Source organism: Pseudomonas sp. LBUM1669 (assembly GCF_059695705.1).
The window spans coordinates 6,342,721-6,357,006 of the sequence record NZ_CP166784.1; the positions used below are offsets into that span (position 1 = coordinate 6,342,721).

Sequence of the window (14,286 nt, forward strand, 5' to 3'; positions counted from 1 at the left end):
GCCGGGGTTTTCTATTTCGCAGTTGCATCTGTAGCGAGCTACTGTATAAACCGCCCCAACTAAACCGCGCCATCAAGCAAGAGGATCCCGGACGTGGAAGAAATCATCGAACAACTGCGTGAAGCCAACGAACCGGTACCGGTCCCCTTGGAGTTGCCTGACGAAGACCAGATTGTGGAAATCGAGGAACAACTGTTCATCGACATTCCCTTCGTCTTCAGAGAGTTTTTGTTGACCGTCAGCGATGTTGTCTACGGCAGCCTGGAGCCGGTGACCGTCACCGACCCGCAATCCCACACCTACCTGCCGGACGTTGCAGCCAACGCCTGGGACGCAGGTGTTGACCGCAGCATGATCCCGATCTGCCAGGACGGTGATGACTACTACCTGGTCGAAGAAGACGGCACCGTGGTGCTGTGGCAGGCCGAAGAAGAACTGATTGCCGAAGAAACCTGGGAATCGGTGTGGCACTGGGCACGGGACGTCTGGCTGGAAAGCTGAGTCGTCTGACACGCCGCGTGGTCAATGCCCGGACGTTTCCTTATGGTTGTCCAGCGTTTCGAGCAAAGCCACCTGCATCCGCGTGTGCACGCGGATGAACCAGCGCCAGAGCAGTGCCGCCACCCCGGCCGCAACCACGACGATCAGGACCAGCAACTTGTTGGTCGGCAAGATACTGGCCGACAAGGCTGCCAGCAGCAGGAAGATCACCAGCAGCGAGAGAATGGGGATCACTTCGGCGATCACCCGACGCACTCGCTGCGTATGTCGGCCCGCCATTTCCGGTTTCACGCCCATCTCCGCCAGCAGCATCGACAGCGCCTTAAGCTTGCGATAGGCGGCGATCAGGAATGGCAGCGACAACAGCAATGCCCCACCCCAGATCAACGCTTTTTGCCAGCTCGGATCGCTGATCCAGTCTTGCAGATAAGCGGACATGCGTTTGGCGAAGAACGCGCCGGAAAAAAAGATCGCAATCACCAGCGCCAGATTGACCCCGACCTGTAACAGAATCCGCCGGATCATCGACGCCAGTAACGCGCCCTCGCCCTGAGGCTGGATGCTGCGCAGCCACTCGCCATACATTCCCAACACTCGACCCAGTCGTTGCGGCATCACTGCTGCAAGCTTGATGGACAGCGGATCAGCCGCGCGGATCAGATACGGTGTCAGCAACGTGGTAATCACCGAGACCGCCACGGCGACCGGGTAGAGGAAATGGCTGGTGACCTGCAGCGTCATGCCCAGCGCGGCAATGATGAAAGAAAATTCGCCGATCTGCGAAAGCCCCATCCCCACACGCAGTGAGGTGCGTCCGTCATTGCCGGCGATAAACGCCCCGAGACCGCAGGAAAGCATTTTGCCGAGCACTACGGCCACGGTGATCACCGCGATCGGCCAGGCGTATTGCAGCAGGATCATCGGATCAAGCATCAGCCCGATAGCCACAAAGAAGATGGCACTGAACAGGTCGCGAACCGGCTCGATCAGGCGCTCGATCTTCAGCAACTGCCGCGACTCGGCCATGATCGCCCCAATCAGGAACGCGCCCAGGACCATGCTGTATTCGAGCTTGACCACCAGCAGGCAGAAGCCGAAACACAGGCCCAGCACTGTGATCAGCAGCATTTCATTGCTCTCGAACTTCGCCACGTAGGCCAGTAATCGCGGCACCAGCAAGATGCCGATCACCAGCGCAACGATCATGAACAGCGAGAGCTTGCCCACCGTGGAAAACACTTCGCCGGAACTGACCGTGCCGCTGACCGCGATGCTCGACAGCAAGGCAATGATGCCGATACCGAGGATGTCCTCGACGATCAGTACACCGAAGATCAACTGAGCGAAGCGCTCGTTTTTCATCTTCAGGTCGTTGAGTGCCTTGACGATGATGGTGGTCGAGGAAATCGCCAGGATCGCGCCGAGGAACAGTGAGTCCATAGTGTTCCAGTCGAACCATTGGCCGATTTCGTAGCCAATCCAGATCATCAGCACAATTTCGAGGAACGCCGCGATGAATGCCGTGGCTCCGACCTTGAACAGCTTGCGCAGGCTGAACTCCAGGCCCAGGCAGAACATCAGGAAAATCACCCCGAGTTCCGCAAGCGTCTTGATGGTTTCTTCGTCGTGGATCAGGCCGAACGGCGGTGTGTGCGGGCCGATGATGAAGCCGGCGACGATATAGCCCAGCACCACCGGTTGTTTGAAGCGATGAAAGAGCACCGTCACCACCCCTGCGACCAACATGATCACTGCCAGATCCTGAATAAAACTGATGGCATGCATCGTGTCGGGCTCCTTGAGGTGGACGTCCGGAGGTTAACACCGCGACTTCCGCCAGAAAGGCGGTGCAATATATGGAAACAGATCGATCCGGCGTGACGGCGACCAGCCGCCCGGCGTCCCGATAACTGTGGTTTGAAAAAAACCTTCCAGGCACCCGCAGAGGTGCCGCCCTTCCGCCATTCTGCCTGACCCGTGAGAACGCTATGGAACCCGGAAACGCCCAGCTGTCGATGACGGTATTGATGACCCCAGACATGGCCAACTTCTCTGGCAATGTCCACGGCGGTACCCTGCTCAAATACCTCGACGAAGTGGCCTACGCCTGCGCCAGCCGTTACGCCGGCCGCTACGTGGTGACTCTGTCGGTGGACCAGGTGATTTTCCGCGAGCCGATCCATGTCGGCGAGTTGGTGACCTTCCTGGCCTCGGTCAACTACACCGGCAACACCTCCATGGAGGTTGGCATCAAGGTGGTGACCGAGAACATCCGCGAGCGCTCGGTGCGCCACACCAATAGCTGCTTCTTCACCATGGTGGCAGTGGATGACGACCGCAAACCGGCGGCTGTCCCGCCGCTGCAACCGCAGAATAGCGAAGACAAGCGCCGCTTCATTCAGGCACAGCAACGTCGGCAGATTCGTCAGGAATTGGAAAAGCGGTATCAGGAAATCAAGGGCGATGCCTGAGCCGTTCAGTCTGTTTGATGGCGTGCCTTAGATAGCCTTCGCGAGCAAGCCCGCTCCCACATTTGTCCTGCGGCGTTCACAGCGTCAATGTGGGAGCGGGCTTGCTCGCGAATGGGCTCACTGCGGATTCAGAGGCTGATGGCGGTCGCTTCGAACTTCACCCGCGGATGCGCAATCCGGTCCTGAGCCCGTACCAGCTCCAGCTCATAGCTGGCACACGCCTGGGTTTCCAGCAGCACTTCATGCACTGCTGCCGCCGTGAACTCGAAGGCCGCCAACAGGCTGTCGCCCAACAGCACACGCGCCAGGAACAGCCCCGACGTCAGGTCACCAACGCCCACCGGCTGACGCGGAAACGCCAACAGCGGACGACGCAAGTGCCAGCTGCCTTCAGCCGTCACCAGCAACATCTCGAAGCCATCCGCCGGTTTGCCGGGATAGTCCAGATGCTTGACCAACACCGCTTTAGGTCCGCGCGCCAGCAGTGCGCGCGCCATCGCCAGGCAATCGAACAGCGACTGCGGCTTGCGCCCCGAGAAGCTGTCGAGCTCCAACTGGTTCGGGCACATGAAGTCCGCCACCGAAGCCGCCTCTTCCAGCAGGAAATCGCTGACTTCGGCCGGCACGCTGCAGCCCTTCTCCGGATGGCCCATCACCGGGTCGCACAAATAAAGCGCCTTGGGGTTCATCGACTTGATCCGCGCCACGCCCGTCAGGATCGCCCGGCCCTGAGCCGCACTGCCGAGGTAACCGGACAGCACCGCATCGCAGTTGCCCAGCTCGCCAATCGCCGCGATCCCTTCGACCAACTCGGGGATCTGGTGCGGCGCCAGCACTTCACCGGTCCACTGGCCGTATTGGGTGTGATTGGAGAACTGCACGGTGTTGAGCGGCCAGACGTTCACCCCGACCCGCTGCATCGGGAAAACCGCGGCGCTGTTGCCAGCGTGGCCGAACACCACGTGGGACTGGATGGCGAGCAGGTGGGGCGTGCGTTTCATGCGGTGTGTTTTCCGTCAAACGATTGAAATTCGAGCCGCGCAGTATGCGACGAAACACGGCCTGTACGACAGACCGGCGACGCAGTTAAGCTGGCACTATCTTGTTGGAGCAACCTGTTGATGCTGACCCTCGGAAATATCTTTGTGTTGATGCTGCTCGCCACCGGCGGCGCGTGGCTGTGGCACAACCACGGGCTGCGCGAGCGCGCGCTGGAACGGGTCAAGCTGCATTGCACCAAGCTCGGCATCGAGCTGCTGGACGGCAACGTGGCATTGAAAAAGATCGCGTTCATCAAAGATGCCAACGACCGGCGGCGCCTGGCCCGCGTGTACAACTTCGAGTTCACCGTGACCGGCGAAACTCGCCACAACGGCACCATCACTCAGTTCGGCGCCCACAGCGCGCAGATCGAGTTGGCGCCCTACCCGATGCCGTTCGACGACACGCCTGCGGTGGTCGACGTAGTGAAGCCTCGCGCGGATGTGATCGAGCTGAGCCAGTGGCGGCAAGAACACACCAAGTGGCGTCCTTAACCGGTCCGACAGTCGGCCAACGCTTTCTGCAGTGAATCCATATTCTGCGGCTCACCAAAAATCAGTTCGATCCGCGAATCCAGGCGCCATTCACTGGGCTGCCATTCCAACGGCGAATTATCCAGCGCATTCGCCGAAACCCAGCCATCGAGGCAGTGGATAACCAGTTTCGCCCGCCGCCAGGCAATGCTTTCAAGCCACTGGCCAACGCGCGCCACATCGAAGGTCTGCGTCGGATGCCAACGCCAGCCGACACTCCAGCCGCCCTCCTGCGCCTGACTCAAGCAAATCGGCAGCGCAGGATCGGTCCAGATGGCCGGCATCTGCGCCAATCCCCTGGGCACGATGAAGTTATCCACACCCGCCACCGCCTGAGCGCCAAGGCCCGGTAATTCGCTCAACGGCAGGCGCGCTTGCTGCGTCCAGTACAACGGGCGAGCAGGCAGCTGCGCGGCGATTCGCTGGCGATCATTGACGTCGAGACCTTCCGCCTTGTTCAGCAACAACAAACCGGCACTGCTCAACGCCTCCTGTTGCGCCTCGGGCAATGGTTTACCGACCGCGAGCGCCTGGGCATCCAAAACCAGTACACAAGGTTGTACCGCCAGTACGCCTTGCCACGGTGCTTCACTCAATTGCTTGAGCAACTGCGCCGGGTGGCCCAGCCCTGAAGGCTCGATGAACAGCCGATCCGGCCGCGCCTTGCGCAGCAACCGCCCGAGGCCGATCTGAAACGGCGCACCGTTCACGCAACACAAACAGCCCCCGGCCACTTCCCCCAGTGCGATACCATCGGCGTCCTGGGTCAGCAGCGCGGCATCGAGGCCGATCTGGCCGAACTCGTTGATCAGCACCGCCCAGCGTTCGTTCGCTGGCTGCTGCGCCAGGAGGTGCTTGATCAAACTGGTCTTGCCCGCGCCCAATGGGCCGGCAATGACGTGAGTGGGAATGTTCTGCAACATGGTCGATGTTTTCTGAGGAGGTAATGGATGCGGTTGATGGGATTGTCGTTGGTGTTGGCGCTCTGTTCCGGCGAAGCGCTGGCCCAGGCTTGCGTAGTACATAGCACAGCCGAGCGACTCGACGTAAAAGTCTGCCAGCAGAACCGCAACATCCCGGAAAAGCTCTTCGCCGACGGATTCTGCCAACCGAATCTTCCCGGGCAGAAAGTCGAGGTGCAATACGTCGACCAATGCCCCACCGGCGCGTTCGGCGTGTGCAGCAACGCCCAAGTCGCCAATATGCCTTACCGGCAGGATATTCACTATTACGGCGTGGCCACCGATGCGGCGTATCTGAAGCCGTTTTGCGAAGGCCAGAGCCAAGGCAACTGGCTCAAGCCTTAAGCCAGCCAATCCAGGGTCAGAATCAAACGACGTTCGCCCGACGCGGGTTGCGGCGAACGGTGGATCAGGCCGGAACCTTCGTTGCCGTGCCATTTCTCGCCTTTGAGCAGTGCCACTTCGCCGCTGGCGATTTGCTCGATCAGCGAATCTTGCGTGGGTTCGGCTTCAGGTTTTCCGAATTGCCGGCGATCCATCACCCCCTCTTTCAGCCACTGACTGCCGGTGCCGGAATACGTAGTAATCAGCCGCACCGGCACATGATCGACGTGAAAGCGCGGGCACATGGCCTTGTCCAGAACGCGCACGCGCAGGCCGATGCGCTTGGCGCCCAACAGACAGGCGAATGCGCTGACCAGCCAGGACACGTCGGCAATGAAACCGGCATACCCTTCGATATCGCTGAATCGTGAGGCCAGCCCATGTAGATTGGGTTCGGCGTCATCGCTGGACAATTCCAGGACCAGCGACTCAGCCAGCGGTTCGCTCAGGGACAGCAACAAGCACCCGAAATCACTGATGTGAGCCGGGAGCTGGCGCCGCCAGACGGCCAGATTTACCCCGTCCTCAAGAATTCGAGTCAAGGTTTGCGGCGTTTCGCCTTGAACCTGATGAACGATCGGCCTCGGCTTCAGGCTGGGCGCCAACATCAGGCGGCAACCTCTTCGTGCCAAGGGCCGAACGGATCTGACAGCAAGCGCCAGCCCTCGACACCCATGGCCATTTCATCATCGCTCAGCAGGCAATTGTCGAGTTCAGCGGTGAGTTGCGTGAAGTCGATGTTCTGACCGATGAACACCAACTCCTGACGGCAATCGCCGGTGGCGGCCGTCCAGTTTTCCATGATCCCGGCCATGCTTTCTTCGTCCTGCGGCCACTCGGTTTTTGGCACGAAGCGCCACCAGCGCCCGGCGAAACCGTGGCGCATCAAGCCACCGGCCTGGGACCAGCTACCCGCGTCAGTGTGCTTGCTGGCCAGCCAGAAAAAGCCTTTGGAGCGCAGCAGTTTGCCGTTCACCCATGGTCGATCGATGAAGCTGAAAAAACGTTGTGGATGGAACGGTCGGCGGGCTCGGTAGGCCGTCGAGGCGATGCCGTACTCCTCGGTCTCCGGCACGTGTTCGCCGCGTAACTCTTGCAGCCAGCCTGGCGCTTGAGCAGCCTTTTCAAAGTCGAAACGCCCGGTGTTGAGGATTTCCTTCAGGGGGACTTCACCCATAACCATCGGGATGATGTGCGCCTGAGCGTTGAGGCGTTCAAGGATCGCGATCAGCTCTTCGCGTTCGTGGCGGCTGATCAAATCGATCTTGCTGATGAGGATCACGTCGGCAAATTCGATTTGCTCGATCAACAGGTCGGTGATCGAGCGCTCGTCTTCCTCGCCCAATGTTTCACCGCGGGATGCAAGGCTTTCGGCCGCTTGATAGTCGAGCAGGAAGTTCATGCCGTCGACCACCGTGACCATGGTGTCGAGCCGCGCGATGTCGGCCAGGCTCTGCCCCTCTTCATCACGAAAAGTGAAGGTTTCGGCCACGGGCAATGGCTCGGAGATGCCGGTGGATTCGATCAACAGGTAATCGAAACGCCCATCCCTGGCGAGTTTGCTGACTTCTTCGAGCAGGTCTTCGCGCAAGGTGCAGCAAATGCAGCCATTGCTCATCTCCACGAGTTTTTCTTCGGCGCGGTTCAGGCTGACATCGCGCTGGACTTCGCTGCCATCGATGTTGATCTCGCTCATATCGTTGACGATCACGGCGACTCGCAGGCTCTCGCGGTTACGCAACACGTAGTTAAGCAGCGTGCTTTTACCGGCGCCGAGAAAGCCGGACAGGACGGTCACGGGGAGACGATTGGGCATCAGGATTTCCTCACAGAGATGCCCGATCGCAGTGTCGGGCTGATTTCAATGTTATAGTATAACAATGCAATCAAGCCAGTCCGCTCTTGCCCTCCACGATAAAGGTCACGATGCTGAAACCCGCCCACTCCGTGAGAATTCCCATGCGTATTGCCCTGAAATCAGCGCTGGTTACCTTTTCGCTGTTGCTCTCCGTAGACGCCTGGGCACAGATCCCGAGCCTGGCCACATGCACCCGAAGCGCCAATCTGCTCGCCTGCGTGGATGCCGATGGCAACGCCTATAGCGTCAACACCGTCGGCAGCACGATCTACTTGCGCGGTTTCGAAAGGGTAGGCAAACGCTATTGGGCGCAGACCAACAGCCGTTACGGTCAACTGACCTTTTTCACCGGTATCGCCTCCGACGGCGAAGCCTGGGTCGGTTACAACCGGCGAGTCGGGTGGACTACGATCAATCGCTTTTCCAGCTCAGGCGGCAGTAGCGCCAGGTTTACCTGTAGCAGGATCAGCGGCTGCTAGGCCTGCGCTTTTTTCTGCTGCTGTTGCCAGGCGATGTAGCTGTCGAGCGGCGGGTTCTTCTGAAAATAGCGCTGCAATCCTTCGAGCAATCCATCAGCCACAGCCTGCTGATGGCGTGCGGTCACCAGTCGCTGGCTGTCGCGGGCGTTGGAAATGAAGCCGGTTTCCACCAGGATCGACGGCACGTCCGGCGATTTCAGCACCGCGAATCCCGCTTGTTCCACGCGCTTCTGATGCAGCGTGGTGATCCCCGCCAGGCTGCCGAGCACGGTGCTGCCCAGCTGCAAGCTCGCGGCGATGGTGGCGTTCATCGACATGTCGAGAATGACCCCGGCGAGCATCGGGTCCTTGTCCTTGAGATTGAGCAGACTGGTGGCGCCCAACAAGTCCGCGCCGTTCTCCCGCTGCGCCATGAAACGCGCCGCGCACCGGACCGCTGAGGTCGAGGACGATCCGCGTATCGCCCTGACCAAAATGCCCGGAACGGATCGAGCGAATGACCGTATTGCCAAGCGCCAGTTGGCTGAAGTCGCCGCTGAGGCTGGCACCACGCAGGTCAATGATCAGCCGCTCGGGAGCGCTCAGTGAAAAGGTTTTGTACTGCACCGGCCCGCTCAAATCGAATACCAGACGCAGCTTGTCATTCGATCGCCAGAGCCGCGCGTTGCGAATCTGCGTGGCCGAAACACCAAAGGGCAAAGCGAAGGCCGCGCAGGCCAGCATCCAGTTGAGCAGGTGACGTCTTTGCATGTTGGAAGCCGCTCGTGAAAAAGGCATGGTCGATTTCAATGTAATAACATAACATACGAAACTCCACTCCTACGACGGACCTGCTCATGAATGCGCTGACTCTGCCGGATATCGCCGCGCAGGCTTCACGCCAAGCCCTGCCACTCGAATGGGTGGGCATGTGCGGCATCGCTCTTCCTGTGTTGTTCGATGGCCAACGGCTTAGCGCAAAGGCAGACGCCGGCGTGAGCCTCGATGATGGAGAAGCGCGCGGCATTCACATGTCCCGGCTGTATTTAGCGCTGGAAGCACTTGAGCAGGAAAACCTGACGCCCGCCCTGTTGCGGCGAGTTCTTCAAAGCTTTCTCGACAGTCATCAAGGGCTGTCCCACAGCGCTTACTTAAAAATTGATGCGGATTTACTGCTCAAAAGACCGGCGTTGATCAGTCCGTTGGCCGGCTGGAAAACCTATCAAGTGAGCATCGAAGCGCGGTTGAAAAACACGATGTTCCACGTGGAACTAAAAATCGATGTTCCATACGCCTCGACCTGTCCGTGTTCAGCCGCACTTGCCCGGCAGTTGATTCAGCAACAATTCGTCGACGACTTCGCCAACAAGTCGCTGCAACACGCTGATGTATTGGTGTGGCTTGGCTCTACCAAAGGCATCGTTGCGACACCTCACAGCCAACGGAGCACCGCACGTTTACAGCTACGACTGGACGACTATCTGGATGACCTGCCGCTAATTGCACTCATCAATGACGCCGAAGCGGCACTCGGTACTGCCGTGCAAACCGCCGTGAAGCGCGCCGATGAACAAGCCTTCGCCCTGGCCAATGGGCAAAATCTGATGTTCTGCGAGGACGCCGCGCGCCGTTTGAATCTGGCCCTGAAACGCTCTCCCGGTATCAACGCCTTCCACATACGCGTCGTCCACGCTGAAAGCCTTCATGCCCACGATGCCGTTGCCGAAAGCCGATGGAACTGGGTAGCCGCATGATCCGTTGCCAGGCATTGCGCTGGGGTGCACCCGGTCAACCGCTCACACCGCCCGCAGATTTCGAGTTGTCCGAAGGAAGTCTGACGGCCGTCATTGGCGCCAATGGCTCGGGTAAAAGCAGCTTGCTGAAAGTCATCGCAGGGCTGCAAAAACCCTTGGCCGGGAAAGTCAGCCTCGATGTTCCACGCAAGGGCTCGCTTTCCTTCCTCCCTCAACAGCAACACCTAGACAGACAATTCCCCATCAGCCTTCAGGAGTTGGTAGCCGCTGGTTTCTGGGGCAGCAAACAATCGCCGGAGGCGCGCCGCCAACGCCTCAAAGCCGTGCTGGAAGACTGGCGCCTGACGGGTTTGGAACAGCGCACGTTGATGGCCCTCTCCGGCGGCGAATTGCAGCGCGCCCTGCTCGCCCGCTTGAGTCTTGCCGAAGCGCCTTTGCTGTTGCTCGATGAACCCCACGCCGCGCTCGATGAGCTGGGCCAGTCGCTGCTCTGGAAACACCTTCATAACTGGCACACCGAAGGTCGAACCCTGGTGGTCGTGTGTCATGACCTGGCTTCGGTTCGCCAACACATTCCTCAAAGCCTTCTGATCAAAAGTAGCGGCTGCGTCCTTGGACCCAGTACCGAATTGATCCGCCAACCACCGCAAGCGCAGGTGGCCTGATGCTCGCTGCCGCTCAGCTCTGGCAACCGTTCCACGAGTTTGTATTCATGCGTCGGGCACTCTTTGGCGGATTGGTTCTGGCTTGCAGCACCGCGCCGCTGGGCGTGTTTCTGATCCTTCGTCGCATGAGCCTGATCGGCGACGCCGTGGCCCACGGCATCCTGCCGGGTGCAGCCCTCGGTTTCTGGTTCGCCGGTTTGAGCCTCCCGGCACTGACCATTGGCGGCCTTGGCGCAGGCCTGAGCATGGCCGGACTCGCCGCCTGGATCACCCGCCGGACGGGCTTGCGCGAAGACGCAAGTCTCGCTGCGATCTATCCGATTTCCCTCGCCAGCGGCGTGCTGATCCTCGGCATCGCCGGCAAACGCCTGGACCTGCTTCACCTGCTGTTCGGCTCGGCACTGGCGGTCGATGGGCCGACGCTAACCGGCATGCTGTGGGTCTCGGGATTCAGCCTGATCGCCATGGCGCTGATCTACAGACCCTTGCTGCTGGACACCCTGGATCCGCTTTTTCTGCAAACCGTCAGCCGTCTTGGTCCGCTGGCCCACGGCGTATTTCTGACCCTGGTGGTGCTGAACCTGGTGATCGGTTTCCAGGCCATCGGTGCGTTGATGGTGGTCGGTTTGATGATGTTGCCGGCCGCCGCGTCGCGCTTCTGGAGTCGTCGTTTGCCGGTGTTGATCGCGATCGCGGCCCTGCTCGGCTGCCTTTCGGTGTGGCTCGGCTTATTGCTGTCGTTCTATTACTCGCTGCCCAGCGGCCCGGCGATCGTGCTGGTGGCGGGCGGTTTGTACGTGCTGTCCGTGGTGTTCGGTCCGGTGCACGGCTTGCTGCGCCGCCCGCCTTTGCTCACATCCCAATGAGGTGCTTTCCGATGCGCGTTTTACTCGTGCTGTTCAGTCTGATGCTGTCGATGTCGTTGTCTGCGGCGGAAAAACTTCGGGTGGTCACCAGTTTCAGCATCCTCGCCGACATGACCCATCAGGTCGGCGGCGACCATATTCAGATCACCAACATGGTCGGTCCTGATGCCGATGCCCACACCTACGAGCCGACCCCGGACGATGCAAAAGCCTTGCTCAAGGCCAGACTCATCATCAAAAACGGTTTAGGTTTCGAGCCTTGGCTGGACCGCCTGGTGACCAGCACCGAGACCAAGGCCCCCGTCATCAGTGCGAGCCACGGCGTCATTCCGCGCTCCCTGGATGAAGACGGCGAGACCGTGCCCGACCCTCACGCCTGGCACAACCTGGCCAATACCGAGCTGTACATCAGCAACATCACCAAGGCGCTGATCGCCGCCGACCCGGCGAACAAAGCCGACTACGAACGCAACAGCCAGGCCTACCTGAAACAGATCTACGCACTGCTCGCCGAAGCCAAGGCCAAGCTCGGTTCACTGCCACCGGGCAATCACAAGATCGTCACCTCTCACGATGCGTTCGGTTATCTGGGCCAGGCCTACGGCATCGACTTCATGGCACCGCAAGGCCTGTCGACGGAACGCGAACCTTCGGCCGCCGAAGTCGCTGCACTGATCACCCAGATTCGCCAGGCCAAGGTCAAAGCGGTGTTCATGGAAAACATCAAGGATGCCCGCCTGCTCAAGCAGATTGCCGATGAAAGCGGTGCGCACATCGGTGGCACGCTGTACTCCGACGCGCTCGCCGCGACCGGTCCGGCGAGCACTTTCGCCGGACTGTTCGAATACAACCTCAACACCCTCTACGACGCATTGAGCAAGCCATGATCCGCAAGAACCCCTCAGGCGATTTGCCACTGATTGCGGAGTCCGCCTACGTGGATAAAACTGCAATCATCTGCGGCAAAGTGGTGATAGGCGAAAACGTATTTGTCGGTCCCTACGCCGTTATTCGGGCCGACGAAGTGGATGCGTCAGGCGAGATGGAGCCGATCACCATCGGCGCCAACTCGAACATTCAGGATGGCGTTGTGATCCACTCCAAGTCCGGCGCGGCGGTGACCATCGGCGAGTTCAGTTCGATCGCTCACCGCTCCATCGTTCATGGCCCTTGCACGGTTGGCGATCGGGTGTTCATCGGTTTCAACAGCGTGCTGTTCAACTGCGCGGTCGGCGATGGCTGCGTGGTGCGGCACAACTCGGTGGTCGACGGTCGTGACTTGCCCGAGGACTTCTACGTGCCCTCCACCACCCGCATCGGCCCCACCACCGACCTGTCGCAGTTCCCACCGGTGAGCGTCAGTGCCTCGGAATTTTCCGAGGATGTAGCGCGCACCAACGTCGATCTGGTGCGCGGCTACAAAGCCCTGCAGAACGAGTTTTGACCATGAGCAGCGTGTTGATTCGCAATGCCAGATTGGTGAATGAAGGTCGGGAATTCGATGGCGACCTGCTGGTGAGCAACGGCCGGATCGTGAAGATCGCCAGCAGCATCCACGGCGAAAATGCCCACGTCGAAATCGACGCTCAAGGGCAGTGGCTAGTGCCCGGCATGATCGACGACCAGGTGCATTTCCGAGATCCCGGGGCACCTGACAAGGGTAGCTTTTTCACCGAATCGCGGGCGGCCGTGGCGGGCGGCATCACCAGTTTCATGGACATGCCCAACACCAATCCGGCAACCCTGACCCTCGCGGCACTTGCTGACAAGAAGCGTCGAGCAGCGATCAACTCCGTCGCCAACTACGGCTTCCACTTTGGCGTAAGCAACGACAACCTCGACACCGTCGCGGCGCTCAATCCCTGCGAAGTGGCTGGCGTGAAAGTGTTTATGGGCGCCTCCACCGGCAACATGTTGGTGGACGACCCGCAGACACTTGAACGATTGTTCGCCGAAGTGCCGACCATTCTGCTGGCCCATTGCGAACACACGCCCAGCATCGACGCCAATGCTGCGAAAGTGCTCGAGCGTTTTGGGGAGTACATTCCCGCCGCGGTGCACCCGCAGATTCGCGATGCCGAAGCGTGCTTTCGTTCGTCCTCAATGGCCGTGGACCTGGCCAGGCGACACGGCACCCGCCTGCACGTTTTGCATTTGACCACCGCGCGTGAACTGGCGTTGTTCGAAGACAAACCGCTGACACACAAACGCATTACCGCTGAGGTCTGCCTGCATCATCTGCTGTTCGATGATCGCGACTACCCGAGCCTCGGCAACCTGATCAAGTGCAATCCGGCCATCAAGACCCAGGCCGATCGCGATGCCCTGCGCCAAGCCTTAATGAGCAATCGACTGGACGTCATCGGCAGCGATCACGCGCCGCACACCTGGGCGGAAAAACAACGGCCCTACCACCAGGCCCCGGCCGGTTTGCCATTGGTGCAACACGCCCTGCCCGCGTTAATGGAACTGGTGGTTAATGAAGTGCTGCCGATAACTACCCTCGTGGCCAAGACCAGTCACCGCGTAGCTGATCTGTTCGCCATTCCCGACCGCGGTTATCTGCGCGAAGGCTACTGGGCCGACCTCGTTTTGATCAAATCAGAGCCAGAAGGCATGGCCGTTTCCAGGCAGCCGGTCTTGTCGCAATGCGGCTGGACGCCCTTCGCTCGCCAGCGTTTTCGCCACAGCGTCAGCACCACGATCGTATCGGGGCAAATCGCCTGGCACGACAAACGTCTTAATGACAACTGCCAGGGTTTACCCCTACGGTTTATGCGCTAACGCGCGTTT

Annotated in this window: 16 protein-coding genes and 1 pseudogene; 11 read left to right on the forward strand and 6 right to left on the reverse strand. The window is 59.9% G+C overall.

Annotated features, from left to right (window positions below):
* Positions 1–93: 93 nt before the first annotated feature.
* Positions 94–501 carry an SMI1/KNR4 family protein gene (locus tag ACA051_RS29490; protein ID WP_007943369.1) on the forward strand — a complete coding sequence of 136 codons (408 nt, stop codon included), beginning with the start codon at positions 94–96 and terminating at the stop codon, positions 499–501.
* Between the two features lie 21 nt (positions 502–522).
* Here the strand turns inward: ACA051_RS29490 and ACA051_RS29495 are convergent, their stop codons facing one another.
* The gene (locus tag ACA051_RS29495) at positions 523–2,286 is read right to left on the reverse strand and encodes a cation:proton antiporter (RefSeq protein WP_497306545.1); all 1,764 of its coding nucleotides are present in this window, start codon (positions 2,284–2,286) and stop codon (positions 523–525) included.
* Positions 2,287–2,489: 203 nt separating this feature from the next.
* On the opposite strand from ACA051_RS29495, the gene ACA051_RS29500 reads away from it, so the two are divergent.
* Entirely contained in the window at positions 2,490–2,972 is a 483-nt protein-coding gene (locus ACA051_RS29500; protein WP_219094686.1) for an acyl-CoA thioesterase, read from the forward strand.
* A gap of 128 nt (positions 2,973–3,100) precedes the next feature.
* Here the strand turns inward: ACA051_RS29500 and pdxY are convergent, their stop codons facing one another.
* A complete protein-coding gene (gene pdxY, locus ACA051_RS29505; protein ID WP_497306546.1) occupies positions 3,101–3,973 on the reverse strand; it encodes a pyridoxal kinase PdxY in 873 nt (290 codons plus the stop codon).
* 120 nt (positions 3,974–4,093) lie between these two features.
* Here pdxY and ACA051_RS29510 point away from each other — a divergent pair, with 120 nt between their 5' ends.
* Positions 4,094–4,507: a DUF3301 domain-containing protein gene (locus ACA051_RS29510; protein WP_497306548.1), complete on the forward strand. Its 414-nt coding sequence runs from the start codon at positions 4,094–4,096 to the stop codon at positions 4,505–4,507.
* On the opposite strand, the gene ACA051_RS29515 is transcribed toward ACA051_RS29510, so the two are convergent.
* Positions 4,504–5,469, reverse strand: a complete 966-nt coding sequence (locus ACA051_RS29515) for a CobW family GTP-binding protein (protein WP_497372910.1) — start codon at positions 5,467–5,469, stop codon at positions 4,504–4,506. The two genes, ACA051_RS29510 and ACA051_RS29515, sit on opposite strands and share 4 nt — an antisense overlap.
* A 27-nt stretch (positions 5,470–5,496) precedes the next feature.
* Between ACA051_RS29515 and ACA051_RS29520 the strand changes: the two genes are divergently transcribed.
* The gene (locus tag ACA051_RS29520) at positions 5,497–5,853 is read left to right on the forward strand and encodes an NADH:ubiquinone oxidoreductase (RefSeq protein WP_497306552.1); all 357 of its coding nucleotides are present in this window, start codon (positions 5,497–5,499) and stop codon (positions 5,851–5,853) included.
* Here ACA051_RS29520 and ACA051_RS29525 read toward each other — a convergent pair.
* The gene (locus ACA051_RS29525; RefSeq protein WP_497306553.1) at positions 5,850–6,500 is read right to left on the reverse strand and encodes a DUF1826 domain-containing protein; all 651 of its coding nucleotides are present in this window, start codon (positions 6,498–6,500) and stop codon (positions 5,850–5,852) included. The genes ACA051_RS29520 and ACA051_RS29525 overlap by 4 nt on opposite strands.
* Positions 6,500–7,708: a zinc metallochaperone GTPase ZigA gene (zigA, locus tag ACA051_RS29530; RefSeq protein WP_497372912.1), complete on the reverse strand. Its 1,209-nt coding sequence runs from the start codon at positions 7,706–7,708 to the stop codon at positions 6,500–6,502. Before zigA ends, ACA051_RS29525 begins: the two co-directional genes overlap by 1 nt.
* A gap of 143 nt (positions 7,709–7,851) precedes the next feature.
* Between zigA and ACA051_RS29535 the strand changes: the two genes are divergently transcribed.
* On the forward strand, positions 7,852–8,229 hold the full coding sequence (locus ACA051_RS29535; RefSeq protein WP_497306557.1) for a glutamine synthetase: 378 nt from the start codon (positions 7,852–7,854) through the stop codon (positions 8,227–8,229).
* Here the strand turns inward: ACA051_RS29535 and ACA051_RS29540 are convergent.
* Positions 8,226–8,979 (reverse strand): annotated as a pseudogene (locus tag ACA051_RS29540) (N-acetylmuramoyl-L-alanine amidase). The gene ACA051_RS29535 and the pseudogene ACA051_RS29540 overlap by 4 nt on opposite strands.
* Before the next feature lie 86 nt (positions 8,980–9,065).
* On the opposite strand from ACA051_RS29540, the gene folE2 reads away from it, so the two are divergent.
* From folE2 to ACA051_RS29570, 6 genes are read left to right on the forward strand one after another with little or no spacing between them, the layout of a single operon-like run.
* On the forward strand, positions 9,066–9,962 hold the full coding sequence (gene folE2, locus ACA051_RS29545; RefSeq protein ID WP_497306559.1) for a GTP cyclohydrolase FolE2: 897 nt from the start codon (positions 9,066–9,068) through the stop codon (positions 9,960–9,962).
* Positions 9,959–10,627, forward strand: coding sequence for a metal ABC transporter ATP-binding protein (locus ACA051_RS29550; RefSeq protein ID WP_497310683.1), 669 nt, complete (start codon positions 9,959–9,961; stop codon positions 10,625–10,627). The genes folE2 and ACA051_RS29550 overlap by 4 nt, the downstream gene beginning before the upstream one ends.
* A complete protein-coding gene (locus ACA051_RS29555; protein ID WP_497306561.1) occupies positions 10,627–11,493 on the forward strand; it encodes a metal ABC transporter permease in 867 nt (288 codons plus the stop codon). Before ACA051_RS29550 ends, ACA051_RS29555 begins: the two co-directional genes overlap by 1 nt.
* 11 nt (positions 11,494–11,504) lie before the next feature.
* Complete coding sequence (locus tag ACA051_RS29560) at positions 11,505–12,380, forward strand: metal ABC transporter substrate-binding protein (RefSeq protein ID WP_497372914.1); 876 nt, start codon at positions 11,505–11,507, stop codon at positions 12,378–12,380.
* A complete protein-coding gene (locus tag ACA051_RS29565; protein ID WP_497306564.1) occupies positions 12,377–12,937 on the forward strand; it encodes a gamma carbonic anhydrase family protein in 561 nt (186 codons plus the stop codon). Before ACA051_RS29560 ends, ACA051_RS29565 begins: the two co-directional genes overlap by 4 nt.
* Positions 12,938–12,939: 2 nt before the next feature.
* The gene (locus ACA051_RS29570) at positions 12,940–14,277 is read left to right on the forward strand and encodes a dihydroorotase (RefSeq protein ID WP_497372916.1); all 1,338 of its coding nucleotides are present in this window, start codon (positions 12,940–12,942) and stop codon (positions 14,275–14,277) included.
* Positions 14,278–14,286 lie beyond the last annotated feature (9 nt).

Bases quoted from the DNA above. Each gene is read 5' to 3' on its own strand.
- ACA051_RS29525 (WP_497306553.1), bottom strand. From the start codon at position 6,500: ATGTTGGCGCCCAGCCTGAAGCCGAGGCCGATCGTTCATCAGGTTCAA.
- ACA051_RS29500 (WP_219094686.1), top strand. From the start codon at position 2,490: ATGGAACCCGGAAACGCCCAGCTGTCGATGACGGTATTGATGACCCCA.
- ACA051_RS29550 (WP_497310683.1), top strand. From the start codon at position 9,959: ATGATCCGTTGCCAGGCATTGCGCTGGGGTGCACCCGGTCAACCGCTC.
- ACA051_RS29515 (WP_497372910.1), bottom strand. From the start codon at position 5,469: ATGTTGCAGAACATTCCCACTCACGTCATTGCCGGCCCATTGGGCGCG.
- pdxY (WP_497306546.1), bottom strand. From the start codon at position 3,973: ATGAAACGCACGCCCCACCTGCTCGCCATCCAGTCCCACGTGGTGTTC.
- folE2 (WP_497306559.1), top strand. From the start codon at position 9,066: ATGAATGCGCTGACTCTGCCGGATATCGCCGCGCAGGCTTCACGCCAA.
- ACA051_RS29520 (WP_497306552.1), top strand. From the start codon at position 5,497: ATGCGGTTGATGGGATTGTCGTTGGTGTTGGCGCTCTGTTCCGGCGAA.
- ACA051_RS29555 (WP_497306561.1), top strand. From the start codon at position 10,627: ATGCTCGCTGCCGCTCAGCTCTGGCAACCGTTCCACGAGTTTGTATTC.
- ACA051_RS29535 (WP_497306557.1), top strand. From the start codon at position 7,852: ATGCGTATTGCCCTGAAATCAGCGCTGGTTACCTTTTCGCTGTTGCTC.
- ACA051_RS29510 (WP_497306548.1), top strand. From the start codon at position 4,094: ATGCTGACCCTCGGAAATATCTTTGTGTTGATGCTGCTCGCCACCGGC.
- ACA051_RS29560 (WP_497372914.1), top strand. From the start codon at position 11,505: ATGCGCGTTTTACTCGTGCTGTTCAGTCTGATGCTGTCGATGTCGTTG.
- ACA051_RS29565 (WP_497306564.1), top strand. From the start codon at position 12,377: ATGATCCGCAAGAACCCCTCAGGCGATTTGCCACTGATTGCGGAGTCC.
- zigA (WP_497372912.1), bottom strand. From the start codon at position 7,708: ATGCCCAATCGTCTCCCCGTGACCGTCCTGTCCGGCTTTCTCGGCGCC.
- ACA051_RS29570 (WP_497372916.1), top strand. From the start codon at position 12,940: ATGAGCAGCGTGTTGATTCGCAATGCCAGATTGGTGAATGAAGGTCGG.
- ACA051_RS29495 (WP_497306545.1), bottom strand. From the start codon at position 2,286: ATGCATGCCATCAGTTTTATTCAGGATCTGGCAGTGATCATGTTGGTC.